Source organism: Pseudomonas sp. A-RE-22 (genome assembly GCF_019956035.1).
In the GTDB taxonomy this organism is placed as follows: domain Bacteria; phylum Pseudomonadota; class Gammaproteobacteria; order Pseudomonadales; family Pseudomonadaceae; genus Aquipseudomonas; species Aquipseudomonas brassicacearum.
Map to the genome: position 1 here is coordinate 1 of NZ_JAHBCZ010000003.1, position 26,099 is coordinate 26,099.

Sequence of the window (26,099 nt, forward strand, 5' to 3'; positions counted from 1 at the left end):
TGAATTCCTTATTGGCGCTTTGGGTAGAAAGGGCGGGACGAGAAGTCTCCCACGGTCCGTACTGGCTAGAGTCGGAATCGAGCTTTTAGTCCCGCCCACCCCTTCAAGTCTAAACATACAAGCGAGCTTGCTCGCGATAGCCGTAGACCACTCAACATGGATGTCGGCTGACAGTCCGCCATCGCGAGCAAGCTCGCTCCCACAGGGGCCTGCAGTGGACAAGGCATTGGGGCTCACCCCAGGTAGAATGTGGGAGCGAGTCGCTAGGTTTATACCGCCCGCAGCGAAATAAAGGCGTAATTGATCGGCGCTTCAGTGACCACCCGCGCGCCGCTGGCCAATACCTGGCTGGCCACATCATCGCCAGACAGATGGAACAGCCATTCACTGGTGTGCTGTTGCGCAGGTTGCAGGCGTGCCTGATCGAGGGCGGCCACGAATGCGCTCATCTGCGGCAGATACGCGGTGAACCCGTCACCCTTGAGCGCGGTGGTGCGGATGCCCAGGGCGGCGCAGATGCGGTCCTTGATGGCGATCTCTTCACGGTCGGCCTGGCGTGAACGCTCGATCAACCGGACCAGTTCCTGATCGACCAGTTCACCGCCGAGTATCAGTTGTGGCCCGGTTTCCCACGACTCTGGAGGGCATTCCTTGACGGCGATATTGAGCGGGATGTGCGGGTTGATTTCCATCGGATAGATGCGGCACACCAAGGGGCGGCGCTCATAGATGCGGCACAGGTTTTCATCGTCAAGATTCCGACAGCGGCCGACGTTGTAGGCGGCAAAGGTGATCGCCACAAGGGCCTCGATGCTGCCGCTGTGGACCACCGCCGAGCGGCGCTCGGCATGCTCGCGTTGCCCTGCCGGCAGGCCGAGGCCGTTGGGCAGGAAGGCTTCCACCAGGACAATCACCTGGCCGCCGTCGTCCGCCCACATCCGGGCCTCGTCGAGGGTCAGGGGGACGTGGTGATCGGTGCAGCATTTGCCGCACCCTACACAGGAAAACGTTGTGTTCATTGAGCGCCCGGTCGCAGAAAGCTGGGGAACGGCGACAGAAAAACGCCGTGATGGACCGTGCGAAGCAAGTTATGCGCCACTCACCGGTCGGTAGCGGCCGGGCGGATCGAGTCCCACTCGGTCACATAGGCGGTTTTGGTTTTTTTGCGGTAGAGGCACAACTCGGTGCCGATCGCCCCTTTCATGTGTTTCTGCGGATATTGGCCTTGCAGTAACAGCGCGGTGTAGCCGACTTGGTCGTCGAATTGAGCGGCGTTACCCACCGGCTCGGCGCTCTTCAAGCCGCTGGCCTTGATGCAACTGGCCAGCACGGCTTTGTCGTGGGCGGCCCAGGCGTCCGGGCTGGAGGCATGGGCCTGGGAGGCCAGGACGGTGAGGCCAAGGAGAATCAGTAGACGGATTTTCATCAGGGAGCCTTGTTCCGGGAAGCCAGGACAAGAGTATGCCTGAGGTTGTCGGACGGTGATCGCCCCCACGCGTGAACGCAGAAGCGAGCAACCTATATGACTCAGTGACCCTGCTCGGCAACGGCCTTGGCCGCCGTGATCAGGCACTTGGTCAGTTCCGGTGAAGAGAACTTGGTGAGCACGCCGTTGGCACCCGACAGCCGGGCTTTTTCGCTGTTCATGGCGCTGTCCAGCGAGGTGTGCAGCAATACGTAGAGGTGGGCGAAGTCTGGGGTTTCGCGCAGGGTCCGGGTGAGGGCATAGCCGTCCATCTCCGACATCTCGATGTCGGAGACGATCAGGTTGATCTGTTCGGCCGTGCCTTGCAGGTCCAGCAGGCACTCGATGGCTTCCTTGGCGCTGCGCGCGGTGTGGCATTGCAGGCCCAGGTTGCGCAGGGTGTGCACCGATTGCTGCAGCGCGACCTGGCTGTCATCGACCACCAGGATCCGTGCGTTGCCCAGCACCTCGGCGTCTTCCATGCTCAGTTCGGTCGGCGCGGTTTCGATCTGTGCCGGGGCGATGCCGTGGATGACCTTTTCGATATCCAGCACCTGCACCAGCGTGCCGTCCACCGAGGTCACGCCGGTGATGTACGAACGCACACCGCCGGAGCCGTAGGGCGGCGGTTTGATGTCGGTGGTCAGGCAATGCACGATCTTGCTCACCGCCTGCACGTGCAAACCCTGTTTGGAACGGCTGACGTCAGTGACGATCAGGCAGCCGCCATCCGGGTCTTCCAGCGGTCGCTCGCCAATGGCGCGGCTCAGGTCGATCACCGACAACGATGTCCCGCGCAGGGTGGCGATGCCTTTGACGTGCGGATGCGACTCCGGCAGCTTGGTCAATGGTGGGCAGGGAATGATTTCACTGACCTTGAGCAGGTTGATTGCCATCAGCTTGCCGCTGCGCAAGGTAAACAGCAGAAGCGAAAGTGAATCTGCGCGGGCTTTGTTGGAAGACATAAAAACCTTCTGTGGAAAAAGGTGGGGCGAACTCGAGGATCGCCAAAACAGCTTTTGATATTGGGTTATCGACTCGTTGGGGACAGGCTTTAGGGCAAAAGCCGTCGGCAACCCAATTCACTTGCTCAAATTTCCTTTGAGTGTGCCAATCCACAGGTTTCTATTTCAGCCCCAACCGCCGGGCCATCCGCCCCAGGTTCGCCCGGTCCAGCCCTAGCTCCCGGGCGGCGCTGGCCCAGTTGTGCCGGTGACGCTCCAGGCAGGCAGCGATCAGCGTGCGCTGGAACTCGTCCACCGCTTCGCGCAAGTCTCCGGTTACGCCCTGCGCGGTCGGTGCCGGGCTGATGGGCGAAGGTATGGGGTTGTCCACAGGCGCCTGGGGCAAATCCAGGTCCTGGGCGCTGAGACTGAGGATTTTCGGGCGCGTCGCGCACCGGCCCAAGGCCTTCAAGGCGCTGCGGCCAATCAGGTGTTCCAGTTCGCGCACATTGCCCGGCCAGTCGTAGGCCAGCAGTGCGGCCTGGGCGTCGCTGGTCAGGCGCAGGCTGCCCAGGCCCATGCGTGAACGGTTGTGCTCCAGGAAAAAACCGCTGAGCAGCAGCACGTCCCGCCCGCGATCGCGCAGCGCCGGCACCTGCAGCGGATACACGCTCAAGCGATGGTAGAAGTCGGCCCGATACCGGCCGTTGCGCACTTCTTCGGCCAGGTCGCGATTGGTGGCCGCGATCAGGCGCACATCGACCCGGTGTTCCTTGTCCGAGCCCAGGCGTTGCAGTTGGCCGCTTTGCAGTACCCGCAACAACTTGGCCTGGACGGTCAGGGACAACTCGCCCACTTCGTCGAGGAACAAGGTGCCGCCGTCGGCCAGTTCGAACTTGCCGCGCCGGTCGTTCGTGGCCCCGGTGAAGGCGCCTCGTACATGGCCGAAGAGTTCGCTTTCCACCAGCGTATCGGGCAGGGCGGCGCAATTGAGGCTGATGAGTGGCTGCTCGGCACGTTTCGACGCGGCATGGATAGCCTGGGCGACCAGTTCCTTGCCCACGCCGGTTTCGCCGGTGATCAATACCGTCAGGTCGCTGCTGCCCACCAGCGCGATCTCTTCCACCAGGCGCTTGTGGGCCTTGCTCTGGCCGACCATGTCGCGAGGTTGCTGGCCGCTGGCCTGGCGATAGACCTCGGCGCGGCGGTGCTCGTCCTCGGCCTTCAGGGCCAGGCGCTCGATGCGCTCGGCGGCGCTGACCGTGGCGGCGGCGAGGCTGGCGAAGGCTTGCAGGGCACTCAGGTCGATGGGCTCGAAGCGCTCAGGATCCAGCGAATCCAGGGTCAGCAGGCCCCAGGGCCGTTCGTCGACGAACAGCGGGCAGCCCATGCAGTCATGTACCTCCAGATGTTCGGCGAGCCCCTCGACCAGTCCGTCGTACGGATCGGGCAGGCCGCTGTCGGCGGCGAAGCGGGTGGGCTGTGGGCTGGCCAGCAGCGCTTCGAAGCGCGGGTGTTCGCTGACCCGGAATCGCCGGCCCAGTGTATCGGTGCTCAGGCCATCCACGGCGAGCGGCACCAGGCAGTCGCCGTCCAGGCGCAACAACGCCGCCGCATCGCAGGGCAGCAGGGTTCGCAAGGTGCCGAGCAGGCGACGATAACGTTCGCCTTCAGGCAGTTCGCGGGACAGATCGGCCACCAGTGGTAGCAGGGAGGTCAGCAGGGCGGTTGCGGTCATAATGACTCCATGTAGTCTTAACGACTATAAGGTGGGCCGTGTCGATATGACTACATTGTTTTTAACTATCTGATATTTAATGAAAAAATTTATGGCATGGAAACTGATAAGACTTACCTAACTGTTATCGGTCATACGCCAGGAGTCACCCTATGCTCAGTCGAGAAGAACGCGCCATCATTCGCTCCACCGTTCCGTTGCTTGAAAGTGGTGGTGAGGCGCTGATCACTCACTTCTATCGCATGATGCTGTCCGAATACCCGCAGGTGCGCCCATTGTTCAACCAGGCTCACCAGGCCAGTGGCGATCAACCGCGGGCCTTGGCCAATGGTGTGTTGATGTATGCGCGGCACATTGACCAGCTCGATCAATTGGGCGATCTGGTGGCGAAGATCGTCAACAAGCACGTTGCCCTGCAGATCCTGCCGGAACATTACCCGATTGTCGGTTCGTGCCTGCTGCGAGCAATTGCCGAAGTGCTGGGCGCAGAGATCGCCACGCCCGAAGTGATTGCGGCGTGGGGCGCAGCCTACAACCAGTTGGCCGATATCCTGATCGGCGCCGAAGCCGGCATGTACGACAAGAAGGCCGAGGCGCCGGGCGGCTGGCGTGGCGAGCGTGAGTTCATCCTGACTGCCAAGGTGCAGGAAAGCTCGGAGATCACTTCGTTTTACTTTGAACCGGCGGACAAGGGCCCGATCCTGCTGGCCGAGCCAGGCCAGTACATCGGCATGAAGCTCATGCTCGATGGCGAGGAAGTACGCCGCAACTATTCACTGTCAGCCCTGGCGGACAACGGTCAATACCGTATCAGCGTCAAGCGCGAGCCGGGCGGGCGGGTGTCCAACCACCTGCATCATCATTTCGACGTCGGCAGCCGCATCCAGTTGTTCCCACCGTCCGGGGATTTCTACCTGACTGCCAGCGACAAACCGCTGGTGCTGATCAGTGGCGGTGTCGGCATCACCCCGACCCTGGCCATGTTGCAGGCGGCGCTGCAAACCGAGCGGCCGGTGCATTTCATTCATTGCGCGCGCAACGGCCGTGCCCATGCCTTCCGCGACTGGATCGACGAGCTGGCCAAGCGGCATCCGCAGCTCAAGCGCTTCTACTGCTACGACGAAGACGACGGCTTGAGCCCAGCGGCCGACAAGGTGGGGCTGTTGAGCCAGGAACAACTGGCGCAATGGCTGCCGCAGCAACGTGACGTGGACGCCTATTTCCTCGGGCCCAAGGGCTTCATGGGCGCCGTCAAGCGCCACCTCAAGGCCTTGGGCGTGCCGGAGCAGCAGAGCCGTTACGAATTCTTCGGCCCGGCGGCGGCACTGGAATAAGGCCGCGCTAAACCGGGAGACCGGGTTGCCTTCATCGCGAGCAGGCTCGCTCCCACAAGGGATCTGCGGTGGACACGATTCCTGTGAACACCACAAAAAAACTGTGGGAGCGAGCCTGCTCGCGATGGCGGCGGCAGGTCCATCCTGGGTCCAACTGACCAGAATTAATCCGTACTTAACCTTCTCAAGGTCTATTCCCCTTCAATGTCGACGCCCGCTGCTCGTTCACTGTCATGGTCTGCGTGTAGACTTCGGGCATCCGACCGCGCGCCCGAGCGTCGCCGTGCCGCGCGTCGATCAATGCAGACAAAGGGAAACGCAATGAGTGAGGAAATGATGCGGTTAGGCCGTGAGCGGCGCTATCTGGTGCTGCTGGGGCTGATCTGCCTGGCGCTGATCGGCGGTGCGCTGTACATGCAGGTGGCCCTCGGCGAGGCGCCGTGCCCGCTGTGTATCTTGCAACGCTATGCGCTGTTGCTGATCGCGATCTTCGCCTTCATCGGTGCCGCCATGCGCACCCGCCGCAGCCTGACGATCTTCGAAGGCCTGGTGGTGCTCAGCGCCCTGGCCGGTGCCGGGGTGGCAGGGCATCACGTGTACACCCAGTTCTTCCCGGCGGTCAGTTGCGGCATCGACGTGTTGCAACCGATTGTCGATGACCTGCCGCTGGCGAAGATCTTTCCGCTGGGGTTCCAGGTCGATGGCTTTTGCTCCACCCCCTACCCACCGATCCTGGGTCTGTCCCTGGCGCAATGGGCACTGGTGGCCTTCGTGTTGACGGTAGTGCTGGTGCCGTTGCTGGTGTCACGTAACCGTAAACAGATTCGCTGAAGCGTCTTCATGAAACGCCCCGGTTTCTCTTCTGGAGAGCCGGGGCGTTTTGCGTTTCACTCTTGAGCCGGACCGTCCTTGATCCGAGGCAAGAATAGCCTGCGACAATGTGCGACATGTTGTCACATATCTTGAGCCGCTCAGCCTTTTCGAGGGCAATTAAGCGCACCTTCCTGTAACAAAAAGCCGTCCGGTTTCGCAAAACGCGTATCACCTGCAGCAGGCATTTTTAACAGCGAAGCGTCGGGCGCCAGAGCCCCCGAAAACTGGGCGCTTGCCGGGCAAAAAAGCTCTTCGTGATCCTGTCGAGCTGTCTAAATCGGGCATAGTAGCCCTACGTTTTTTGGGGTTCTTGTTGAGAATTAATTTCGATAACATACTGACTTGTTGCAATATCTGCGAAAGATTGTTGCCGGATCGGATAAAAATTATTTCGAGATGAGACATGGTCTACAGCGCCTCAGCTCACTACAATCGCCCGCACCGATTTTCCGACCCGGCTCAAGCTTGAGCACGAGAGTGGTCGAAGGGCGCCAGCGCCCCATGCGACCCCAGGTGTCGGTGCCTCCAACTACCCGCACCAAATGGAATTGGGCTTGAACTAGGCCTTTGACCAACGAATAAGAACTCACTGCTGGCCCAGGATGTGTCGAACAGCCGCTGACGTTCGACGGGCAGCCCTTATTCAATCCAAGAAAATGCCAACCCTTGGCAGGGTGAAGTGTTGGCGATCAAAACCCAACTGCATTGCGCAAGCTGCTTTAGAGGTCGTGAGATGAGTAAAAACAGGTACCCCCGATTACTAGGCTTGTTGCCGCTGCTCGGCACGTTGCTGCTGGGAGGCTGCAACATGACCTTGCTCGATCCCAAGGGCCAGGTCGGCCTGGATGAACGAAACCTGATCATCACCGCTACGCTGCTGATGTTGCTGGTCGTTGTGCCGGTCATCGTCATGACCTTCCTGTTCGCCTGGAAGTACCGCGCAACCAATACCAATGCCACCTACACGCCGAAGTGGTCGCATTCGACCAAGATCGAAGTGGCGGTGTGGACCATTCCGGTTCTGATCATCATTGCCCTGGGTTACGTCACCTACAAGTCGACCCACGCCCTGGACCCGTATCGTCCGCTGGATTCCGACGTCAAGCCGATCACCATTGAAGTGGTCTCCATGGACTGGAAGTGGTTGTTCATCTATCCGGAACAAGGCATTGCCACGGTCAACAAGATCGTGTTCCCGGCCCACACGCCGATCAATTTCAAGGTCACTTCCGACACCGTGATGAACTCGTTCTTCATCCCGGGCCTGGGCGGCCAGATCTATGCGATGGCGGGCATGCAGACCAAGCTGCACCTGATCGCCAACCAGAACGCCGAACTCGACGGTATCTCCGCCAACTACAGCGGCGCGGGCTTTACCGGTATGAAGTTCAAAGCAATCGCCACGACCCAGGAAGATTTTGACGCCTGGGTCAACGATGTGAAGAAGGCACCTAAACAGCTTGAAAAAGCTGAATACGAAGCCCTTTCCAAGCCGAGCCAGAACAATCCAGTCGAACTCTACTCGTCGGTTACGCCGAACCTGTTCCAGACCATCATCGACAAGTATGAAGGGATGAATCCGGGCAAGCCGATGCACCACGAGAAGAACGAGAAGGAAGTGGCCCACAACATGGAAGGGATGGACATGAGTTCGCATTCAGCTGCCGGGGCAGAGGAGTAAACGATGTTTGGTAAATTAAGTTGGGAAGCGATCCCGTTCCACGAGCCGATTGTCATGGTGACCCTCGCCATCATCGCACTCGGCGGTCTGGCGCTGTTCGCGGGGATCACTTACTTCAAGAAGTGGACCTACCTGTGGACCGAGTGGCTGACATCGGTCGACCACAAGAAAATCGGCGTGATGTACATCGTCGTCGCCATGGTCATGCTGCTGCGTGGTTTTGCCGACGCCATCATGATGCGTACCCAGCTGGCCATGGCCACCGAGGGTTCGCCTGGCTACCTGCCGCCTGAACACTATGACCAGATCTTCACCGCCCACGGTGTGATCATGATCATCTTCATGGCGATGCCATTCTTCACCGGCCTGATGAACCTTGCAGTGCCGCTGCAGATCGGCGCCCGTGACGTCGCCTTCCCGTTCCTGAACTCCCTGAGCTTCTGGTTGCTGGTTTCCGGCGTAGTGCTGATCAACCTGTCCCTGGGCGTTGGCGAATTCGCCAAGACCGGTTGGGTTGCCTATCCACCGCTGTCGGGCCTGCAATACAGTCCGGGCGTGGGGATGGATTACTACATCTGGGCGCTACAGCTATCCGGGTTGGGTACAACGCTGACGGGGGTCAACTTCCTGGCCACCGTGGTCAAAATGCGTACCCCGGGCATGAAGCTGATGGACATGCCGATCTTCACCTGGACCTGCACCTGGGCCAACGTCCTGATCGTCGCTTCCTTCCCGATCCTGACCGCTACCCTGGCTCTGCTGACGCTTGACCGCTACATGGATTTCCACATTTTCACCAATGAACTTGGTGGCAATCCGATGATGTACGTCAACCTGTTCTGGGCCTGGGGTCACCCTGAGGTGTACATCCTGATCCTCCCGGCGTTCGGGATTTTCTCCGAAGTCATCTCGACCTTCTCCGGCAAGAAACTGTTCGGCCACCACTCGATGATCTACGCCAGCGGCGCGATCTCGGTACTGGGCTTCATGGTCTGGCTGCACCACTTCTTCACCATGGGTTCGGGCGCCAGCGTCAACGCCTTCTTCGGCCTGGCGACGATGCTGATTTCGATCCCGACGGGGGTGAAACTATTCAACTGGCTGTTCACCATCTATCAGGGCCGCCTGCGTTTCACCAGCCACGTGATGTGGACCCTGGGCTTCATGGTGACCTTCGCCATCGGCGGCATGACCGGCGTATTGCTGGCCATCCCGGGTGCTGACTTCGTGCTGCACAACAGCCTGTTCGTGATCGCGCACTTCCACAACGTGATCATCGGTGGCGCCGTGTTTGGCTACATCGCCGGCTTCGCCTTCTACTTCCCGAAAGCGTTCGGCTTCAAGCTGCACGAAGGCTGGGGCAAGGCAGCGTTCTGGTTCTGGATCACCGGCTTCTTCGTCGCGTTCATGCCGCTCTATGTACTGGGCTTCATGGGCATGACCCGTCGCCTGAACACCACCACCAACCCTGAGTGGGTGCCGTACCTGTACGTCGCCATGTTCGGTGCGGTGATGATCGCTGTTGGTATCGCCTGCCAGCTGATCCAGTTGTATGTCAGCGTGCGCGATCGCAACAAGCCAGAGAACATGTGCGACCACGGTGACCCGTGGAATGCCCATACCCTGGAATGGTCGACCTCTTCGCCACCGCCGTTCTACAACTTCGCCGTGCTGCCAAAAGCAGACGTCATCGACCCGTTCACCGAAGCCAAGGAAAACGGCACCGCGTACCCGGTCCCGGCCAAGTACGAGCCGATCCACATGCCCAACAACACCGCTACCGGTGTGGTCATGGGCGCGCTGCTGACCGTGTTCGGTTTCGCGATGATCTGGCACATCTGGTGGCTGGCCATCGCCAGCCTGGTCGGCACCGTGGTGTATTTCGCTATCCATGCTGCCCGTGACGATCAGGGCTACATGGTGCCGGTGGATGTCATCGAGCGCATCGAAGCCGAGCAGCACAAACGTCTGGTAGCGGCCGGGAAAGTCCCTGCCACCGCCACCCGTGTTGAAACCTCGTTGGAACAGGCTTAAACCATGTCGAACTTAGTGACCACTGTTGGACACGCCCATGGTCATGACCATGGGCACGATGACCATCACCACGACTCGGGCGAGATGACCGTATTCGGTTTCTGGCTCTACCTGATGACCGACTGCATTCTGTTTGCGTCGATCTTCGCAGCGTACGCGGTGCTGGTTAACAACGTCGCCGGTGGCCCATCGGGCCACGACATCTTCGAACTGCCGTACGTACTGGGCGAAACCGCGCTGCTGCTGTTCAGCTCGATCACCTACGGCTTCGCCATGCTGGCGTTGTTCAAGGGCAAGAAAACCCAGGTACTGGGCTGGCTGGCCATGACCTTCCTGTTCGGTGCCGGCTTCATCGGCATGGAGATCAACGAGTTCCACATGTTGATCTCCGAGGGCTACGGCCCTAACCGCAGCGGCTTCCTGTCCGGGTTTTTCACCCTGGTCGGCACCCACGGTCTGCACGTGACCAGCGGCCTGATCTGGATGGCGATCATGATGTACCAGGTCCAGAAAAACGGCCTGACCGCCACCAACAAGACACGCCTGAGCTGCCTGAGCCTGTTCTGGCACTTCCTGGACGTGGTGTGGATCTGCGTATTCACCGTTGTTTATCTGATGGGGACCCTGTAAATGGCTAACGCACATTCCCATGATGGCCACGACGCCGGCCACGGCAGCGTCAAGTCCTACGCCATCGGTTTCATTCTGTCGGTGATCCTGACCGTCATTCCGTTCGGCCTGGTGATGTACCCATCGCTGCCCAAGAGCCTGACCCTGTGGATCGTACTGATCTTCGCCGTGGTCCAGGTACTGGTGCACCTGGTGTACTTCCTGCACCTGGACCGCTCCGCCGCCCAACGTAACAACGTGGTCGCGTTTGTCTTTGCCGCGATCGTGATTGTCCTGCTGGTTGGCCTGTCGTTGTGGATCATGTTCAGCATCCACACCAACATGATGGCGCACTGAGGAAAGTCCGGATGTCCCTGAAGCACTTTATCCAAATCACCAAGCCGGGGATCATTTTCGGTAACGTGCTTTCTGTGGCAGGCGGGTTTTTCCTGGCCTCGAAAGGGCATGTCGATCTGGCCATCTTCCTGGCGGCGATGATCGGCACTTCCCTGGTGGTGGCGTCCGGTTGTGTGTTCAACAACTGCATCGACCGTGACATCGATATCAAGATGGAACGCACCAAGAATCGGGCGCTGGTCCAGGGCCTGATTCCGGTGCAACTGGCCCTGGCGTTCGCCACGGTGCTGGGCGTGGCCGGCGTGGCGCTGTTGTACTGGGTGGCCAACCCGCTGGCTGCGTTGTTCGCGGTGATCGGTTTTGTCATCTACGTCGGCCTCTACAGCCTGTACCTCAAGCGCAAGTCGGTCCACGGCACGCTGGTGGGCAGCCTGTCGGGGGCGATGCCGCCGGTGATCGGCTATGTGGCGGTAAGCAACAGCTTCGACATGGCTGCGGTGACGCTGCTGGTGATGTTCAGCCTCTGGCAGATGCCGCATTCCTACGCCATCGCGATCTTCCGCTTCAACGACTACCTGGCCGCCTCGATTCCGGTGCTGCCGGTCAAGCGCGGTATCCGGGTGGCCAAGAAGCACATCCTGCTCTACATCCTGGCCTTCCTCGTTGCGACCTTGATGCTGACCTTCAGTGGCTACGCCGGCATGAGCTACCTCGCCGTCGCCGCCGCCATGGGCATGTACTGGCTGTACATGGCCTGGACCGGCTACAAGGCGGTGGATGACACGGTCTGGGCACGCAAGCTGTTCGTGTTCTCGATCTTCACCATCACCGCCCTGAGCGTCATGATGTCCCTGGACTTCAAGGTGCCGAGTGAGCTGCTGCTGACCTACGCGCCTTAAGCTTCAGACGCCACAAAAAAAGCCCCGCCTTCGAGAGAAGCGCGGGGCTTTTTGTTGAGGTGAGGTGTGGATTGGCTGTCATTCGTCGCAATAGATTATGGTTTGTTGAACTATGCGCAATTTGCCTATAGTTTCTGCCATGCGTACCCTATTTTTTGAAACGACTACATTCACCGACACGGTTGGCCATTACCTGACTGATGATGAGTATCGCCTGCTTCAGTCCTATATGCTGCAGCATCCAGAGGTTGGTGACGTCATGCCACGTACCGGCGGCTTTCGTAGGCTGCGCTGGTTCGATGAACGTCGTGGTAAAGGGAAGCGAGGCGGGTTGCGCGTTATTTACTATTGGCTCATGAACGATCGTCAGTTCTGGATGTTCGCGATTTATGACAAGGACGAGTTGGAAAACCTGACCTCCGAGCAAGAGAAGACGCTCAAACGCGCCATAGAAGCTGAGTTGAAAGTACGAGGTACCTTATGAAAAAGCGCGATCTGTTTGCCGAGATGATGCAAGGCGTCGAGGAGATGGCCGCCCACCGGGAGGGCAAGATTACCCTTCGCCAGATATCGATCGAAGACAAACCGGTTCCCGAGGTGTCTGCCCAAGAAATCGTGGCGTTGCGCGACAAGCTCCACATGTCTCAAGCCGTTTTCGCCAAGAGCATCAGGACCAGTCCAGGTACGCTCAGGAACTGGGAGCAGGAGAAGTCCAAGCCTAACGCCCAGGCGGCTTTGTTGATCAAGCTGGTCGAGAAGTTTCCAGATATGGTCGAACGGCTTGGCGCTGTTTGATCAGCTCATATCCATGAAAACAGCCCCGCCTTCGAGAGAAGCGCGGGGCTTTTTCATGGCCACTGCCTGGAGGATCGCTCCTACGCTCCGCGTGGGAATGCAGCCTGGGACGCTCTGCGTCCCCCAAGAGCCGAACGCGGAGCGTCCGAGGAGTCATTCCCACGCGGAGCGTGGGGACTATCGATCGCGAGCAAGCTCGCTCCCACATGGGCTTATTGCTGGGCGATGCTGTAGCCATCGAACGCTTTCTGCTGTTGCAGGGCGGTGACGATGCTTTTGCGGGTGGCCTGTTGTTCGGTGCCGTCGTTGTCCAGGAAGGTTTCGCTTTCCAGCTCGGCTTCGTCGCCTTCGCCTACGAAATTGAAGCCCAGGAACTCGAAGGCCTCGCGGTCGACGTTCGGCTTGGAGCGTGGTGTGCGCAGGGGCAGGGTGACGCTGATGCCATCCTTGCTGATAACAAACACTTCGGCTTCCTTCTTGGCCCGCGAGGCCTTGCCCTTGCTGCCGCTCGGGTTGCTGATGGCCTGGTGGGTCTGGTTCAGTACTTTCAGGGCCAGGCCGTAGACCAGTTCCTGGAACGACGGGTCGTCCTTGTAGCTGGAGAGGATACGGCTGATCGGGAAGCGGCTGCTCAGGTCTTCCAGGGCCGCGAAATCGGCGGCTTCGGCGTCCTTGAGTTGTTTGAGCTGGCCCATCAGTTCATAGGCCTTGTCGTCGTCGAACGCATCGTGAGCCTGGCGGATGGCGTTGCGCAGTTCGCGGATCTGGTCGCTTTCGCGATTCGACTGGAACGCATCGAGGACCATTTCGCTGATGGTTTTGGCCTGGGGCAGATGCTGTGAAAGATTGATGGAGTTTTCGTATTCCGCTTTGGACGACAGGGTGACTAAGGATTCAGCGGTGTTGGAATCGGACATTGAAATTTCACTACTTCTGTTAGCGGGATGAGGCGAGAAAGGCATTGAGCTTTTTTCCGGTCGCCTAATCTATTGGACGCGGGCGGTGTTGTCACGGTCGGACCGGTCACCGGTGTCTATTTCAGTCGCGCAGCAAATCCATCAGCCGCAACGCATCCGGCGTCGCGGCGCCACTGGCGGTGTTGTCGAAGATGCACCAGGTCGGCGTGTCGGGGTCGGCTTTCAACGTTCGGGCGAGGTGCTCCAGCCGGGCGTCTTCGTAAGCTGAGTAGTAAATTCGTGGTGAGCCGTGCAAGCGATAGTAGCGAATGCCGGGCCAGCCTGCGGGTTGATCGCCGCCGGGCAAGGGGGACGGATCGGCTGCGACACGGCCGATGCATTCGTCTTGCAGCATCGCTGCGACCTCGGGCATGAGCCAGCTCGGGTGTCGCGGCTCAAGCACTGCGTAACCCTGATAACGGTCCCGCAAGGCCTTGAAGAACCCCCCGGCCACTGCGGCATCGAAGGCCAGCGACGGTGGCAACTGAATCAACAGGCAACCAAGCTGTTCTCCCAGTTGCGAGCATTGCCCGAGGAATTCATCCACAAGCCCTTCGCAGTCGATCAGTCGCCGTTCATGGGTAATCTGTTTGGGCACTTTGACCGAGAAACGAAAATCCCGGGCCACGCTGGCTGCCCACTTTGCATACGTGGCGGGACGGTGAGGGCGGTAGAACGAGCTGTTGATTTCCACGGCCGGGAATCGGCTGCTATAGCGTTGCAAATGAGTCCCGTCGACAGCAAAGGCCGGCCAGTGCTCCCGGGGCAGCGACCAGCCGGCGCAGCCCAGGTAAAGGCGTGAGAGGGAGGGCGGTCGAGTCGGCAAGGGTGAAAGCCTGATTGCTAGGGATACAGCCTATGACCGTTGGCAGCGCCTCATGTCTGCATTCTTTTTTGCCTTCGGGCCTGGGCTCGGTTCATTCACAAATCACATTCTTGCCCGACATCTTGGAGCGATACAGCGCCTGGTCCGCCCGGTGCAGCAACACGGCGTGCTGTTCATCCTCGAGTCGCTGCACCACGCCAAAACTCATGGTGATCTGGAAGTCGCCCACCGGCAGCAGGTCGGACAGACCCCGGCGAATGCTCTCAGCCAGCAGGCGGGCGTCGGCCAGGGTGGTGTTGGGCAAGATCATGATGAATTCGTCACCGCCCCAGCGAACCAGCAAGTCGCCGCCGCGCTCGCAGCGCTTGACGCTCTGCACCACTTGTATCAACGCTGCGTCGCCAAAGGCGTGGCCGTAGCGATCGTTGATGTCCTTGAAATCATCCACGTCCATGGCGATCAGCGATAACGGCTCGCGAAAACGCTGCGCGCGCTCACAGGCCAGCGGCAGCGCCTGGTCCAGGCGATAACGGTTGGCGACCCGGGTCAGGGCGTCGGTTTCGGCAAGCTTGCGGTTTTCGTCGAGCTGGATCTGCAACTGATGGTTGACCCGGGACAGTTCGCGGGTGCGTTCTTCGATCACGGCTTCCAGGGATTTGTTGCGCCGTTCCAGTTGTTCGAACAGGCGTTTCTTGTCATCGATACTGCGATGGGCGCCGATCATGCGCGCCACCGTGCCGTCTGGGTTACGGGCGATCACGTAGCCGCGATCCTCGATCCAGATGTAGGAACCGTCGTGGGTGCGGCAGCGGTATTCGGCTTGGTAGACGTGGGATCGGTGTTCCAGGTAGTCGTCGAACAACGCCATGACCCGTGGATAGTCATCCGGGTGGATCACGCTCTCCCAGGTCAGCACGGTGTTGTCCAGTGAATGAGGCTGGTAGCCAAGCATCGTGTACCAGCCGGGGTTGCGGTAGACGAAGCCGGTGTTGGCATTCCAGTCCCAGATGCCATCGCTGACCAGTTCCAGGATGGTGTGCAGTACGCCTTCGTCCAGATCGGACAGGTCGAACCGCAGCATATCGATGTTCGAGGCATCTCCCATCGTCGTTCCCTCAATCAGCCTTGATATCAAAATGCTCGTCCAAGGAGGAAGAGTAGCTGATGGGGGGCGAGAGGCACTAGCGGGGGGATGTTCAGGCGGGGTTCGCTTTTGTGGCGAGGGGATTTATCCCCGTTGGGTCGCGTAGCGGCCCCCGATGTGGACCGATAGCCTTGGGGTTGCTGCGCAACCCGGCGGGGATAAATCCCCTCGCCACAACATCATTCGGCTGGTGTTGGGGGTTTGCCCCATTTCTCCAGCGCGAACTCGACAAAACTGCGCAGTTTTGGCAAACGGTAGCGATCCTGCGCGTACATGAGGCTCATTGGGCGATGGGGCAACTGGTAGCCCTGCAACAACGTCACCAGGTGTCCATCCTTCAGATCCTGTGCCACCAGCGCATCGGGCAGCATGACCACGCCCATCCCGGCCAGGGCGGCGCGATGCAGGCCCGAGGAACTGTTGATCAGCATCGGCCCGTTCACCGGGACCTTGATCTCGCCCTCCGGGCCGTTGATCGGCCAGTGGTCCTGGGCGAAGCGCCATTCGTCTGCTGCCGAATAGGCGAACGACAGGCAGTCGTGCAGTTGCAGGTCCGCGGGTTTTTCCGGTGTGCCGCGCCGCGCCAGGTAGGCAGGAGAGGCGCAGACGGTCAGGGTGTAGTCCACCAACGGACGGGCAATCAGTTTCGGGTCGGGATGGCCGAGGCGGATGGCGACGTCGAATCCATGCTCAAGCAGGTCCAGACGCTGGTTGGTCAGCACCACGTCGAGCTTGACCTGGGCGAAGCGCTGGCTGAATTCGGCCAGGGCCGGTGCGAGGCGCTCGGTGCCAAAGGTCAGCGGCGCGGTGATGCGCAGGGTGCCGCTGGGCTCGCCTTGGGTCTGCTCGGCCAGGCGCTCGGAATCGGCCACCAGCCCGAGCACTTCCAGGCAGCGTTGGTAGTAGGCCGAGCCGAACTCGGTCAGGCGCTGGCGCCGCGTCGTACGGTTGATCAGGCGTACGCCGAGACGTTGCTCCAGTGCACGAAGATGATTGCCCACCATGGTGGTGGACATTTCGCATGCGTGGGCCGCCGCCGTCAGGCTTCCGGTTTCTACCACCTTCACGTAAACGGTCATCGCCTGGAACAAGTCCATTATCAAGCTCAGCTTTTAAATGATTGAAGTAAAGCGGAGTTTATCCAGCCTTGGTGGCTAACCATACTGGAAAAAACCAACCAAATGGAGCTTGATGCCATGACCGCTGCCTGCCTGATGACCACTTACCAACCCCTGGCGCTGAGTTTCACCCATGGGTTGGGTACGCGCCTGTGGGACCAGGACGGCCGCGAATACCTCGATGCCGTGGCGGGCGTGGCGGTGACCAATGTCGGCCACTCCCACCCGCGGCTGGTGGCCGCCATCAGCGAGCAGGCCGGCCTGCTGTTGCACACGTCGAACCTGTACAGCATCGATTGGCAGCAACGCCTGGCGCAAAAGCTCACTCAGCTGTCGGGGCTGGATCGGGTGTTTTTCAACAACTCAGGTGCCGAGGCCAACGAAACCGCACTGAAACTGGCGCGCCTCTATGGCTGGCATAAAGGCATTGAGCAGCCGTTGGTGGTGGTCATGGACAATGCGTTCCACGGGCGCACATTGGGCACGATGTCCGCCAGTGACGGCCCGTCCGTGCGGCTGGGCTACAACCGCTTGCCGGGGGATTTCATCAAGGTGCCGTTCGGCGATCTGGCAGCGTTGGAAGCGATCCAGCAGGCTCATGCCGAGCGCATCGTCGCAGTACTGGTGGAACCGATCCAGGGCGAAAGCGGTGTGCAACTCGCCCCGCCGGGCTATCTCAAGGCCCTGCGGGAACTGTGCAGCCGGCGCGCCTGGTTGTTGATGCTCGACGAGATCCAGACCGGCATCGGTCGCACTGGCCAATGGTTCGCGTTCCAGCACGAGGACATCGTGCCGGACGTCATGACCCTCGCCAAAGGCCTGGGCAACGGCGTGCCCATTGGGGCCTGCCTGGCACGGGGCAAGGCGGCCGAGCTGTTTACCCCTGGCAGCCATGGCAGCACCTTTGGCGGTAATCCACTGGCCTGTCGGGTCGGCTGCACGGTGCTGGAGATCATTGAGCAACAAGCGCTGGCGGACAACGCCAGGCATCAGGGCGAACAGTTGCTGAGCCGGCTGCGTACCGAGTTGGCGGACAACCCGAATGTCCTGGCGATTCGCGGCCAGGGGTTGATGATCGGCATTGAACTCAAGCAGCCGGTTCGCGACCTGGCCCTGCGTGCCGCCCGGGATCACGGCCTGCTGATCAATATCACTCGGGGCCAGACCATCCGCCTGCTGCCGCCGTTGACGATCGATGGGCGGGAAGTGGAGATGATTGTCCGGGGTGTGAGCCGCTCTCTGGCACAAGGGTGAGGGGCGTTCGCCCGGACGCCGGTTTTTTATCGGTCAGCCGGGCGAAGCGCAACGCAGCGCGACGGAATTTTTAACGATTGCCGCGTTCCAACGCCTGCCAGAGTCGATTGCCTACACTTTGGCATTCAGACTGAAAACCCAGGAGCATCTTCATGTTCACCTCGCGTCGCTTGATCGTTGTCGCTACCGCTGTGGCCCTGTTGTCCGGCTGTGCGTCACCTAACCCCTATGACAACCAGGGCCAGGCCTCTACCGAATCTTCGGGCATGAGCAAAACCGCCAAGTATGGTGGCCTCGGTGCACTGGCGGGGGCGTTGGCTGGTGCGGCCATCGGTCACGATAACCGGGGCAAGGGTGCGTTGATCGGTGCAGCGGTGGTGGGGGCTTCCGCGGCCGGTTACGGCTACTACGCCGACCAGCAGGAAAAGAAGCTGCGTGCGAGCATGGCCAATACCGGCGTTGAAGTGCAGCGCCAGGGCGACCAGATCAAGCTGATCATGCCGGGCAACATCACCTTCGCCACCGACTCGGCGAACATCGCCTCCAGCTTCTACCAGCCGCTGAACAACCTGGCCAACTCCCTGAAGGAGTTCAACCAGAACCAGATTGAAATCGTCGGCTACACCGACAGTACCGGCAGCCGGCAGCACAACATGGACCTGTCCCAGCGTCGTGCGCAGAGCGTGGCGACCTACCTGACGTCCCAGGGCGTGAGCGGTGCCAACCTGTCGGCCCGTGGCGCCGGCCCGGACAACCCGGTGGCCAGCAACGCCGACGTCAATGGCCGTGCGCAAAACCGTCGTGTCGAGGTCAACCTCAAGGCCATTCCCGGCCAGCAGTACCAGGCACCGGCGCAGCAGGGCCAGACTTACCAGCAATACCCATAACGGCTGGGCGGCAAATGAAACGGGGGCTCTGGAAACAGGGCCCCCGTTTTTTTGTGGTTGTCAGTTTCTATCCGCCTGATGCCGCCATTTGTGGCGAGGGGATTTGTGGGAGCAAAGCTTGCTCGCTAAACAGGCGCCTCGATTTTCTGAAAGACCGCATCGCTTTCATCGCGGGCAAGCCTTGCTCCCACAAGTCTCCTCGCCCAAAGGTGTTCACAAGGGGATCAATTCGCCTCTTTTACCGCACTCAAGAACGCACACGTACGCTCCTGCTGCGGGTTCTCGAAGATCTGCGCCGGGGTGCCCTGTTCGTGGATCTGCCCTTTGTAGAAGAAACACACCCGGTCGGCGAATTCCCGGGCGAAGCCCATCTGGTGGGTCACCATCAGCATCGTCAGGTTATGTTCGGCCCCCAGTTTGCGGATTACATTCAGCACTTCGCCGCACAGCTCCGGGTCGAGCGCCGAGGTCACTTCGTCAAACAGCATCACCTTGGGCCGCATCGCCAGCGCCCGGGCGATCGCCACCCGTTGTTGCTGGCCGCCGGACAACTGCGACGGGTAATGCTCGAGCTTGTTGCCCAGCCCTACCAGCTCCAACAAGTCGGCGGCGCGCTCCCGGGCTTCTTTCGGGTTCATGCCCAGCACCTGCACCGGTGCCTCGATCACGTTCTGCAGCGCGGTCATGTGGGGAAACAGGTTGAAGCTCTGGAACACCATGCCGATCTTGCCGCGCACCCGGCGGATGTGTCGGTCGTTGGCCGGCACCAGCACGCCGTTGCGGTTGGGCATGTGGGTCAGGGAGTCATCCTCGACGCGGATCTGGCCTTGGTCGATACCTTCCAGGGTCATCAACACCCGCAGCAGCGTGGACTTGCCCGAGCCGCTGGGGCCGATGATCGCGACCTTTTCACCGGGGGCGACATCCAGGTTCAGATGGTCGAGCACGGTGAAGCTGCCATAGCTTTTGGTCACGTCCTGGAAACTCACGATCGGCCGGGACGTTGTTGGATCTTGCATGGCCGGGGCCTCCTGCTGCGACGCCAGCGTGCTGCGCCGGGACAAGTCGGTGGGCGTGGACAGGGGTAAAGTCATTAGCGTAGCTCCATGCGCGTTTCAAGGCGCCGTACCAGATAAGCCAGGGCAAGGCTCAGAGCGAGGAAGAACAGGCCGACCATGGTGATCGGTTCCAGGTAGCGGAAATTCTCGGAACCGATGTTCTTGGCCTGCTGCATGATCTCCACCACGGTGATCGCCGACAGCACCGGCGTGTCCTTGAGCATTGCCACCAGGTAATTGCCCAGCGGCGGCACGATCGGACGCAGCGCCTGGGGCAGGATGATGTTGCGGTAGGCGTCGTACGGCGCGATGTTCAGTGCCGTCACCGCTTCCCACTGCGCCCGCGGCACCGCATCCAGACCACTGCGATAGACCTCGGCGATGTAGCAGGCGTAGTGCAGGCCGATGCCGAGGATGCCAACCTGCATGGCCGTCAGGCTCAAGCCGTAGTTGGGCAGCACGTAGTAGAGGAAATACACCTGGATCAGCAGCGGTGTGCTGCGGATGAACTCGATCACCGCGGTGGCCGGCCACGATAGCCAGAATTTGCGACTGCGCCGGCCAATCGCCAGGAACAATCCCAGGACAATCGCGATCAGGAAACCGATCAGGGTAATGCCCACGGTGTTGAGGGAGGCGCGCAGCAGGTCCGGCAGGATTTGTGCGGCATAGGACCAGTCGAACAGCGTCATGACAGACCTCCACGCATCCGGCCCCGGCTCAGTCGTCGTTCGACGTGGCGCATGCCGAAGTTGATGGCCTGGGCGAGGATGAAATACATCACCAGGGCCAGGCTGAAGATCTCCAGGGTCTGGAAGGTCGCCTGATCCAACTGCCGCGCCCGGAAACTCAGGTCCGACAAGGTGATCAGCGACACCAGCGAGGTGTTCTTCAGCAGCTCGATCAACAGGTTGGTGCCCGGTGGAATCGCCGCCAGCAACGCCTGGGGCAGGATGATCCGCTTGAAGCGCGTAAAACCGCTGAAGTTCAACGCCGTGCAGGCTTCGTATTGGCCCTTGGCGACCGAACTGATGGCGCCGCGCATCACTTCCGCACCGTAGGCGCCGATGTGCAGGCCCAGGCCGACAATCGCCACGGCGTAAGGGCTCAGCTCAACGTTGAAGGGTGGCAGCGGCAGCACGAAGAACAGCCAGAACAATTGCACCAGCAGCGAGGTGCCACGGAACACTTCGATGTAGGTGATGGAAAACCAGCGCAACGCTCGCCACGGCGAGAGTCGCCCGAGAGCTGCCAGCACCGCCGCGACGATGGCCAGCAGCGAGCCGAAGAAGGTCACCTGGAGCGTGACCCAGGCCCCCTGTATCAATAACGGAAGTAATTCGCCCATGGTTCAACCCAATGTCCGGTGAAGCAGGGAACAGGCATCACGCACCGCGCGTCATGCCCGTTTCGGCACGCCAGTTTTTGGCGACTACTGAGCGCAGAGCTCGGCCGCGGTCTTGCTGGTCACGTTGGATTTGTCGAACCCGAATGGCGCAACCGTCTTGAGATGCTCTTCGGAGCCCAGCCACTTTTTCAGCTCGGCATTGACCGCATCGCGCAAGTCTTTGTCTTCGGGGCGGAAGGCCAGGGCGCCGTAGCCGATGTGGGACGGGTCGTCCTTGAATTCGGTCATCGCTTCCACCTTGTCGCCGCCCTTGCTGGCCAGGCCTTTCATGGTCAGTTGGGTGCCGACGGCAGCGTCCGCGCGTCCGGCGCGCACGGCTTGCAATTGTGCGGTGGTGTCGGGTACCTGGAGGATCTGGTCGTCCTTGATCCCGGAGTCGCGGGCATAAGCCAGGTTCACCGTGCCGGCCATGATTGCCAGTTTCACATCCGGTTGCTTGGCGATGTCTTCATAGCTGTGGAGTTTTTTCGGATTGCCCTTGGCCACGAGCAAGGCATCGGGCAACTGGTACTGCGGATCGGTGAACAACACTTGCTTGCAGCGCGCCGGGGTGATGTACATGCCGGCGGCGATGACATCGAAACGGCCGGCCCGCAGGCCTGGAATCAATGAGCCCCATTCGGTGAGCACGCCATTGACCTGCTTGATGCCCATCTTGGCGAAGATGATCTTGGCGATCTCCGGCGACTCACCGGTAACGTTGCCGTCGGTTTCGGTGAAGGCAAACGGGGTTTCGTTGGCATAGCCGATCCGGATGCTGCTGTTGCTTTTGATCGTATCCAGGGTGGCCGCTTGAACGCTGCCGGCCAGGCCCAGTACGGCACAGGTCAACAAGAGCCGACGCAAGGGCGCACCGGTGCTGGGAAGAAAATTGCTCATCGATAAAATCTCCTGTTTCTTGTGGATCCGTCGTTTGACGGCTCTGTGGTAGGAGGCAGTGTTACAAGAGCAAAGCGTACAGCGGCGGATCCGGGCGTGGCCTGGAATCGGGAACAGCGCCGGTACAGGTCGATCCGGCTTTTTGTCAGGGCGATGAGCCCGCCTGGGTGACGACCTTGGACCGAGCATACAAAAGCCCCGGCATCGATTGTATTGCACTAGGACAATTGCTTTGCCGCGATGGTCGCGCAATGCTGTGCGCACCCCTACACACGCCGGTTGCAGCTGTCATGGATAAGTGGAAGTCAGCCTTGGACCTCGCCCGCAGCGGTGAATCCAAATACAAGATTCTGGTGCAGGCCATTGCCGACGATATCGAACAGGGCACCCTGGCCAATGACCAGCGCCTGCCGCCGCAACGGCAGGTAGCTGACGCCATGGGTATCAGCGTGCAGACCGTCACCAACGCCTATAAGGAGTTGGAGCGCCAGGGACTGGTGCGCTGTGAGGTCGGGCGTGGCAGTTTCGTCTCGCGGCGCATGAGCGACCGGGTGGCGACGTACATTCTCGACAGTCCCGAACGAGCGCTGGTGGATTTTTCCATCACCCGCATCCTCCACACCCGCGAGCATGACCAGGCCTGGCGTGATACCTGCGCGGCGCTGAGCACTGAAGAGGATCAGCCGTGGATTCATGCGTTTCGCCCCATCGCCGGTTTTGAATCCCATCGCGAAGCGGCGGCGCAGTGGATCGGCCGGCAAGGGCTGAAAGTCGACCGTAACGATGTGCTGATCACCAACGGCGCGGCCCACGGGATTTTCCTGGCTCTCGCTTCGCTGGCGGGCCCTGATGACGTGGTGCTCTGCGAAGGCTTGACCGACCACGGCGTGATCGGCAATTCCCAGGTGCTGGGCTTCACCCTCAAGGGCCTGGAGATGGACCGCTATGGCATTGATCCCGAACATTTCGAAGACATGTGCAGCAACGAGCGCATCACGGCGCTGGTGTGCACGCCGAACCTGAACAACCCCACCACCAGCCTGATGCCCGACGCCCGCCGCCGGGAAATCGCCGAGATTGCCCGGCGCTTCGGTGTGCACATTATTGAAGACGATGTGTACGGCCCGCTGCTGGACGAGCGTCGGGCGCCGCCCATCAGCCATTACCTGCCGGAGCTGTCGTTCTACTGCACGAGCATGACCAAGTCGGTGCTCACGGGCCTGCGCACTGGTTATCTGGTGGTGCCCAAGCGCCTGGCCCTGCGCACCGAGAGCATCCTGCGGGTCAACAGTTGGATGGCCACGCCCATGGTCTCGGAGATCGCCACCCGCTGGATTCGCGATGGACGCGCCGAGTCGCTGGTGCAATTGCAACGTCAACTGCTGGCCGGGCGCCAGGCGATGGTCACCGAGTACATGGGCGAACATCTGCTGGGCCAGCACCCGCATGCCTTGAGTGCCTGGGTCGGTATCCCGTCCCATTGGGAAGTGGACAGCCTGGTGCGGGCGCTGCGGCACAAGCACATCGCCGTGACCTCGCCCGATCCGTTCACCGTCCGCGGCACCCCCAGGCCCCGCGCGGTGCGGGTCTGCGTCGGTGCCGAATGCAGTGACGAAGAAATGCGCCATGCGCTGATCGGCATGCGGCAGATCTTCAACCAGTACCCGCAGATTCATGATTTCTGATGCCCCACACTGCAGTTCCCACAGGGGATTTGTGAGGGGCTTGGGATGGGGGTTCAAGTAATCCATCTAAATTGCCCTAGTACATTCATCACCACAATCCAGCCCTCTTAGACTGCGCCCAACACATCCGCTCGGGACGCAGTCATGACAGGGTTGCAGCTTCAGGACATTTACCTCGCTCGCCAGCGCATCGAGTCGCAGGTCAGGCGTACGCCCATGGAGCATTCCCCGAGTTTGTCGCGGTTGATGGGTGTTGAGGTGTACCTCAAGCTTGAGGCGCTGCAAATCACCGGTAGCTTCAAGCTGCGCGGGGCGAGCAATGCCGTCGCGCAACTTAGTTCCGAGCAAAAGGCCCGAGGCGTGGTCACGGCTTCGACGGGTAATCATGGCCGAGCGCTGGCCCATGCCGCGTCACAGCAGGGCGTCAAGGCGATGGTCTGCCTGTCGAACCTGGTGCCGGCCAACAAGGTGCAGGCGATCCGCGACTTGGGCGCCGAGGTGTGCATCGTCGGCCAGTCCCAGGACGATGCACAGCGCGAGGCCGAGCGCATCGCCCGGGAGCAGGGCGCGACCTTTTTGCCACCCTTCGATCACCCGGCGATCATCGCCGGGCAGGGCACCCTCGGCCTGGAGATCCTCGAGCAGCAACCGGAGGTGGCCCAGGTCCTGGTGCCATTGTCCGGTGGCGGCCTGTTCGCCGGTGTTGCCCTGGCCCTCAAAAGTGCCAACCCAGCGATTCAAGTCCACGGCGTCAGCATGGCCCGAGGTGCCGCGATGCACGCCAGCCTCGCCGCCGGGCAGCCCGTGGACATCGAGGAACTGCCGACGCTGGCCGACTCCCTCGGTGGCGGCATCGGCCTGGACAACCGCTACACCTTCGCCATGACCCGGCAACTGAGCAATGACGTACATCTGCTCTCGGAAGCCTCTATCGCCAATGCCATCCGTCACGCCTATCACCACGAACGCCTGGTGCTCGAAGGCGCTGCCGTGGTGGGCATCGCGGCGCTGCTCGACGGCCTGGTCGAGCCGCGCGGCCCCATTGTCCTGGTGGTCAGCGGGCGCAATGTCGACACCGAACACCATGCCCGCGTGATCGCTGGCGCCAACGCCTGATAACCCCTAACGGAGCCTGTCATGAGTGAAGTCACCCTATTGAGCGAAGCCGACCTGCGCAGTTGCGTGGCCCTCGATCTGGCCAGCATCGACGCCATCGAACAGGCTTTCGTGCTGCTGGCCACCGCCGCCGTGGCGATGCCGCCGATCCTGCGCTTGGACATTCCCGAGCACAACGGTGAAGTGGATGTGAAGACCGCTTACCTGCCGGGGCTGGAACGCTTCGCCATCAAGCTCAGCCCGGGTTTTTTCGATAATCCCAAGCTCGGCCTGCCCAGCCTCAACGGCATGATGATGCTGCTCTCGGCGCGTACCGGTTTGCTGGAAGCCCTGCTGCTGGACAATGGTTACCTCACCGCCGTGCGCACCGCCGCAGCCGGGGCGGTGGCCGCGCGTTGCCTGTCTCGCGAGGAGAGCCGCAGCGTCGCGTTGATCGGTGCCGGTGAGCAGGCGGCGTTGCAGCTTCAGGCGTTGCGCCTGGTGCGGCCCATCGACGATGTGCGGGTCTGGGCGCGCGATGCGCAAAAGGCCAAGGCGTTCAGTCACGAGCTGGCGCGTGACACCGGGCTTGCCGTCTCGCCATGCGCCTCCATTGACGATGCCCTGGAAGGCGTGGACATCGCCATCACCTGCACACCCAGTCGCGAGCCGTTGATCCAAGCCCGCCATTTGCATCCTGGCCTGCACATCACGGCGATGGGCTCGGACGCCGAACACAAGAACGAAATTTCCCCGAAAGCCCTGGCGGCCATCGACTGCTATGTCGCCGATCGCCTGAGCCAGACCCGCGTGCTTGGCGAGCTGCACCACGCCTTGGTGGCCGGCACTGTTCGCGACGACCTGGCGTTGATGGAGTTGGGACAGGTGCTGGCGGGACAGCAGCCCGGGCGCTGCGATCAAGCGCAAGTGACGCTTTGCGACCTGACCGGCACCGGCGCCCAGGACACCGCTATCGCCAACCTGGCGTTCGAGCGGGCACGGGCGGCGGGCAAGGGCTTTGCGTTCGGTCGCTAGATCATTTTTCTCATGAGTCATTGAA

General features: G+C 60.9%; 26 protein-coding genes. 14 read left to right on the forward strand and 12 right to left on the reverse strand.

Annotated elements, in window-relative coordinates; translation table 11 throughout:
* Positions 1 to 269: 269 nt before the first annotated feature.
* The 4 genes from KGA89_RS01635 to norR form a co-directional block, all read right to left on the reverse strand.
* Positions 270 to 1,019 (reverse strand): YkgJ family cysteine cluster protein, encoded by a 750-nt coding sequence (locus KGA89_RS01635; RefSeq protein WP_027911437.1) that lies wholly within the window; start codon positions 1,017 to 1,019, stop codon positions 270 to 272.
* Positions 1,020 to 1,099: 80 nt separating this feature from the next.
* Positions 1,100 to 1,426 carry a hypothetical protein gene (locus tag KGA89_RS01640; RefSeq protein WP_223470353.1) on the reverse strand — a complete coding sequence of 109 codons (327 nt, stop codon included), beginning with the start codon at positions 1,424 to 1,426 and terminating at the stop codon, positions 1,100 to 1,102.
* 101 nt (positions 1,427 to 1,527) lie between these two features.
* Positions 1,528 to 2,430 carry a chemotaxis protein CheV gene (locus tag KGA89_RS01645; protein WP_003205401.1) on the reverse strand — a complete coding sequence of 301 codons (903 nt, stop codon included), beginning with the start codon at positions 2,428 to 2,430 and terminating at the stop codon, positions 1,528 to 1,530.
* 160 nt (positions 2,431 to 2,590) lie between these two features.
* The gene (gene norR / locus KGA89_RS01650) at positions 2,591 to 4,147 is read right to left on the reverse strand and encodes a nitric oxide reductase transcriptional regulator NorR (protein ID WP_223470354.1); all 1,557 of its coding nucleotides are present in this window, start codon (positions 4,145 to 4,147) and stop codon (positions 2,591 to 2,593) included.
* Positions 4,148 to 4,299: 152 nt separating this feature from the next.
* On the opposite strand from norR, the gene hmpA reads away from it, so the two are divergent.
* The 9 genes from hmpA to KGA89_RS01695 all read left to right on the forward strand — a co-directional run bounded on the left by hmpA (position 4,300) and on the right by KGA89_RS01695 (position 12,729).
* Positions 4,300 to 5,481, forward strand: coding sequence for an NO-inducible flavohemoprotein (hmpA, locus tag KGA89_RS01655; RefSeq protein ID WP_003205399.1), 1,182 nt, complete (start codon positions 4,300 to 4,302; stop codon positions 5,479 to 5,481).
* Positions 5,482 to 5,802: 321 nt separating this feature from the next.
* Complete coding sequence (locus tag KGA89_RS01660; protein WP_003205398.1) at positions 5,803 to 6,312, forward strand: disulfide bond formation protein B; 510 nt, start codon at positions 5,803 to 5,805, stop codon at positions 6,310 to 6,312.
* 775 nt (positions 6,313 to 7,087) lie between these two features.
* Entirely contained in the window at positions 7,088 to 8,035 is a 948-nt protein-coding gene (gene cyoA / locus KGA89_RS01665) for a ubiquinol oxidase subunit II (RefSeq protein ID WP_003205397.1), read from the forward strand.
* A 3-nt stretch (positions 8,036 to 8,038) separates the two neighbouring features.
* Entirely contained in the window at positions 8,039 to 10,069 is a 2,031-nt protein-coding gene (cyoB, locus tag KGA89_RS01670; RefSeq protein ID WP_003205396.1) for a cytochrome o ubiquinol oxidase subunit I, read from the forward strand.
* 3 nt (positions 10,070 to 10,072) lie between these two features.
* Entirely contained in the window at positions 10,073 to 10,699 is a 627-nt protein-coding gene (locus tag KGA89_RS01675) for a cytochrome o ubiquinol oxidase subunit III (protein ID WP_003205395.1), read from the forward strand.
* A complete protein-coding gene (gene cyoD / locus KGA89_RS01680) occupies positions 10,700 to 11,035 on the forward strand; it encodes a cytochrome o ubiquinol oxidase subunit IV (RefSeq protein ID WP_003205394.1) in 336 nt (111 codons plus the stop codon).
* An 11-nt stretch (positions 11,036 to 11,046) separates the two neighbouring features.
* Positions 11,047 to 11,934 (forward strand): heme o synthase, encoded by an 888-nt coding sequence (gene cyoE / locus KGA89_RS01685; RefSeq protein ID WP_223470355.1) that lies wholly within the window; start codon positions 11,047 to 11,049, stop codon positions 11,932 to 11,934.
* Positions 11,935 to 12,073: 139 nt separating this feature from the next.
* Positions 12,074 to 12,418, forward strand: a complete 345-nt coding sequence (locus KGA89_RS01690) for a toxin (RefSeq protein ID WP_223470356.1) — start codon at positions 12,074 to 12,076, stop codon at positions 12,416 to 12,418.
* Positions 12,415 to 12,729, forward strand: a complete 315-nt coding sequence (locus KGA89_RS01695) for a helix-turn-helix domain-containing protein (protein WP_003205391.1) — start codon at positions 12,415 to 12,417, stop codon at positions 12,727 to 12,729. Before KGA89_RS01690 ends, KGA89_RS01695 begins: the two co-directional genes overlap by 4 nt.
* Before the next feature lie 212 nt (positions 12,730 to 12,941).
* On the opposite strand, the gene KGA89_RS01700 is transcribed toward KGA89_RS01695, so the two are convergent.
* From KGA89_RS01700 to KGA89_RS01715, 4 genes are all read right to left on the reverse strand, one after another.
* Positions 12,942 to 13,646, reverse strand: coding sequence for a hypothetical protein (locus tag KGA89_RS01700; RefSeq protein WP_003205390.1), 705 nt, complete (start codon positions 13,644 to 13,646; stop codon positions 12,942 to 12,944).
* A 121-nt stretch (positions 13,647 to 13,767) separates the two neighbouring features.
* Positions 13,768 to 14,511, reverse strand: coding sequence for a DUF72 domain-containing protein (locus KGA89_RS01705; protein ID WP_013694184.1), 744 nt, complete (start codon positions 14,509 to 14,511; stop codon positions 13,768 to 13,770).
* A gap of 91 nt (positions 14,512 to 14,602) precedes the next feature.
* The gene (locus tag KGA89_RS01710) at positions 14,603 to 15,616 is read right to left on the reverse strand and encodes a sensor domain-containing diguanylate cyclase (RefSeq protein ID WP_003205388.1); all 1,014 of its coding nucleotides are present in this window, start codon (positions 15,614 to 15,616) and stop codon (positions 14,603 to 14,605) included.
* Positions 15,617 to 15,834: 218 nt separating this feature from the next.
* Positions 15,835 to 16,752: a LysR family transcriptional regulator gene (locus KGA89_RS01715; RefSeq protein ID WP_223470357.1), complete on the reverse strand. Its 918-nt coding sequence runs from the start codon at positions 16,750 to 16,752 to the stop codon at positions 15,835 to 15,837.
* A gap of 99 nt (positions 16,753 to 16,851) precedes the next feature.
* Here KGA89_RS01715 and KGA89_RS01720 point away from each other — a divergent pair, with 99 nt between their 5' ends.
* Together KGA89_RS01720 and KGA89_RS01725 are read left to right on the forward strand one after the other, a co-directional pair.
* Positions 16,852 to 18,027: an aspartate aminotransferase family protein gene (locus KGA89_RS01720; RefSeq protein WP_223470358.1), complete on the forward strand. Its 1,176-nt coding sequence runs from the start codon at positions 16,852 to 16,854 to the stop codon at positions 18,025 to 18,027.
* Between the two features lie 152 nt (positions 18,028 to 18,179).
* The gene (locus tag KGA89_RS01725; protein ID WP_003205385.1) at positions 18,180 to 18,914 is read left to right on the forward strand and encodes an OmpA family protein; all 735 of its coding nucleotides are present in this window, start codon (positions 18,180 to 18,182) and stop codon (positions 18,912 to 18,914) included.
* 224 nt (positions 18,915 to 19,138) lie between these two features.
* Here the strand turns inward: KGA89_RS01725 and ehuA are convergent, their stop codons facing one another.
* From ehuA to ehuB, 4 genes are all read right to left on the reverse strand, one after another.
* The gene (gene ehuA / locus KGA89_RS01730; RefSeq protein ID WP_223470419.1) at positions 19,139 to 19,933 is read right to left on the reverse strand and encodes an ectoine/hydroxyectoine ABC transporter ATP-binding protein EhuA; all 795 of its coding nucleotides are present in this window, start codon (positions 19,931 to 19,933) and stop codon (positions 19,139 to 19,141) included.
* A gap of 74 nt (positions 19,934 to 20,007) precedes the next feature.
* Positions 20,008 to 20,664, reverse strand: a complete 657-nt coding sequence (gene ehuD / locus KGA89_RS01735; RefSeq protein WP_003205383.1) for an ectoine/hydroxyectoine ABC transporter permease subunit EhuD — start codon at positions 20,662 to 20,664, stop codon at positions 20,008 to 20,010.
* Positions 20,661 to 21,320, reverse strand: a complete 660-nt coding sequence (gene ehuC, locus KGA89_RS01740; protein WP_204127525.1) for an ectoine/hydroxyectoine ABC transporter permease subunit EhuC — start codon at positions 21,318 to 21,320, stop codon at positions 20,661 to 20,663. The genes ehuD and ehuC overlap by 4 nt, the downstream gene beginning before the upstream one ends.
* A gap of 84 nt (positions 21,321 to 21,404) precedes the next feature.
* Positions 21,405 to 22,259 (reverse strand): ectoine/hydroxyectoine ABC transporter substrate-binding protein EhuB, encoded by an 855-nt coding sequence (gene ehuB / locus KGA89_RS01745; protein ID WP_223470359.1) that lies wholly within the window; start codon positions 22,257 to 22,259, stop codon positions 21,405 to 21,407.
* Positions 22,260 to 22,549: 290 nt separating this feature from the next.
* Between ehuB and KGA89_RS01750 the strand changes: the two genes are divergently transcribed.
* The 3 genes from KGA89_RS01750 to KGA89_RS01760 all read left to right on the forward strand — a co-directional run bounded on the left by KGA89_RS01750 (position 22,550) and on the right by KGA89_RS01760 (position 26,074).
* Positions 22,550 to 23,944 carry a PLP-dependent aminotransferase family protein gene (locus KGA89_RS01750; protein WP_003205380.1) on the forward strand — a complete coding sequence of 465 codons (1,395 nt, stop codon included), beginning with the start codon at positions 22,550 to 22,552 and terminating at the stop codon, positions 23,942 to 23,944.
* A 144-nt stretch (positions 23,945 to 24,088) separates the two neighbouring features.
* Positions 24,089 to 25,060, forward strand: coding sequence for a hydroxyectoine utilization dehydratase EutB (gene eutB / locus KGA89_RS01755; protein ID WP_223470361.1), 972 nt, complete (start codon positions 24,089 to 24,091; stop codon positions 25,058 to 25,060).
* 21 nt (positions 25,061 to 25,081) lie between these two features.
* The gene (locus KGA89_RS01760) at positions 25,082 to 26,074 is read left to right on the forward strand and encodes a cyclodeaminase (protein ID WP_223470362.1); all 993 of its coding nucleotides are present in this window, start codon (positions 25,082 to 25,084) and stop codon (positions 26,072 to 26,074) included.
* Positions 26,075 to 26,099 lie beyond the last annotated feature (25 nt).

Excerpts from the sequence above, each read along its gene's own strand:
- KGA89_RS01725 (WP_003205385.1), top strand. The coding sequence starts at position 18,180 with ATGTTCACCTCGCGTCGCTTGATCGTTGTCGCTACCGCTGTGGCCCTG.
- ehuC (WP_204127525.1), bottom strand. The coding sequence starts at position 21,320 with ATGGGCGAATTACTTCCGTTATTGATACAGGGGGCCTGGGTCACGCTC.
- KGA89_RS01750 (WP_003205380.1), top strand. The coding sequence starts at position 22,550 with ATGGATAAGTGGAAGTCAGCCTTGGACCTCGCCCGCAGCGGTGAATCC.
- ehuD (WP_003205383.1), bottom strand. The coding sequence starts at position 20,664 with ATGACGCTGTTCGACTGGTCCTATGCCGCACAAATCCTGCCGGACCTG.
- KGA89_RS01675 (WP_003205395.1), top strand. The coding sequence starts at position 10,073 with ATGTCGAACTTAGTGACCACTGTTGGACACGCCCATGGTCATGACCAT.
- hmpA (WP_003205399.1), top strand. The coding sequence starts at position 4,300 with ATGCTCAGTCGAGAAGAACGCGCCATCATTCGCTCCACCGTTCCGTTG.
- cyoD (WP_003205394.1), top strand. The coding sequence starts at position 10,700 with ATGGCTAACGCACATTCCCATGATGGCCACGACGCCGGCCACGGCAGC.
- ehuB (WP_223470359.1), bottom strand. The coding sequence starts at position 22,259 with ATGAGCAATTTTCTTCCCAGCACCGGTGCGCCCTTGCGTCGGCTCTTG.
- KGA89_RS01700 (WP_003205390.1), bottom strand. The coding sequence starts at position 13,646 with ATGTCCGATTCCAACACCGCTGAATCCTTAGTCACCCTGTCGTCCAAA.
- cyoB (WP_003205396.1), top strand. The coding sequence starts at position 8,039 with ATGTTTGGTAAATTAAGTTGGGAAGCGATCCCGTTCCACGAGCCGATT.
- KGA89_RS01710 (WP_003205388.1), bottom strand. The coding sequence starts at position 15,616 with ATGGGAGATGCCTCGAACATCGATATGCTGCGGTTCGACCTGTCCGAT.
- norR (WP_223470354.1), bottom strand. The coding sequence starts at position 4,147 with ATGACCGCAACCGCCCTGCTGACCTCCCTGCTACCACTGGTGGCCGAT.
- KGA89_RS01635 (WP_027911437.1), bottom strand. The coding sequence starts at position 1,019 with ATGAACACAACGTTTTCCTGTGTAGGGTGCGGCAAATGCTGCACCGAT.
- cyoE (WP_223470355.1), top strand. The coding sequence starts at position 11,047 with ATGTCCCTGAAGCACTTTATCCAAATCACCAAGCCGGGGATCATTTTC.
- ehuA (WP_223470419.1), bottom strand. The coding sequence starts at position 19,933 with ATGCAAGATCCAACAACGTCCCGGCCGATCGTGAGTTTCCAGGACGTG.
- KGA89_RS01660 (WP_003205398.1), top strand. The coding sequence starts at position 5,803 with ATGAGTGAGGAAATGATGCGGTTAGGCCGTGAGCGGCGCTATCTGGTG.
- KGA89_RS01645 (WP_003205401.1), bottom strand. The coding sequence starts at position 2,430 with ATGTCTTCCAACAAAGCCCGCGCAGATTCACTTTCGCTTCTGCTGTTT.
- KGA89_RS01760 (WP_223470362.1), top strand. The coding sequence starts at position 25,082 with ATGAGTGAAGTCACCCTATTGAGCGAAGCCGACCTGCGCAGTTGCGTG.
- KGA89_RS01640 (WP_223470353.1), bottom strand. The coding sequence starts at position 1,426 with ATGAAAATCCGTCTACTGATTCTCCTTGGCCTCACCGTCCTGGCCTCC.
- KGA89_RS01715 (WP_223470357.1), bottom strand. The coding sequence starts at position 16,752 with ATGGACTTGTTCCAGGCGATGACCGTTTACGTGAAGGTGGTAGAAACC.
- KGA89_RS01690 (WP_223470356.1), top strand. The coding sequence starts at position 12,074 with ATGCGTACCCTATTTTTTGAAACGACTACATTCACCGACACGGTTGGC.
- KGA89_RS01720 (WP_223470358.1), top strand. The coding sequence starts at position 16,852 with ATGACCGCTGCCTGCCTGATGACCACTTACCAACCCCTGGCGCTGAGT.
- eutB (WP_223470361.1), top strand. The coding sequence starts at position 24,089 with ATGACAGGGTTGCAGCTTCAGGACATTTACCTCGCTCGCCAGCGCATC.
- cyoA (WP_003205397.1), top strand. The coding sequence starts at position 7,088 with ATGAGTAAAAACAGGTACCCCCGATTACTAGGCTTGTTGCCGCTGCTC.
- KGA89_RS01695 (WP_003205391.1), top strand. The coding sequence starts at position 12,415 with ATGAAAAAGCGCGATCTGTTTGCCGAGATGATGCAAGGCGTCGAGGAG.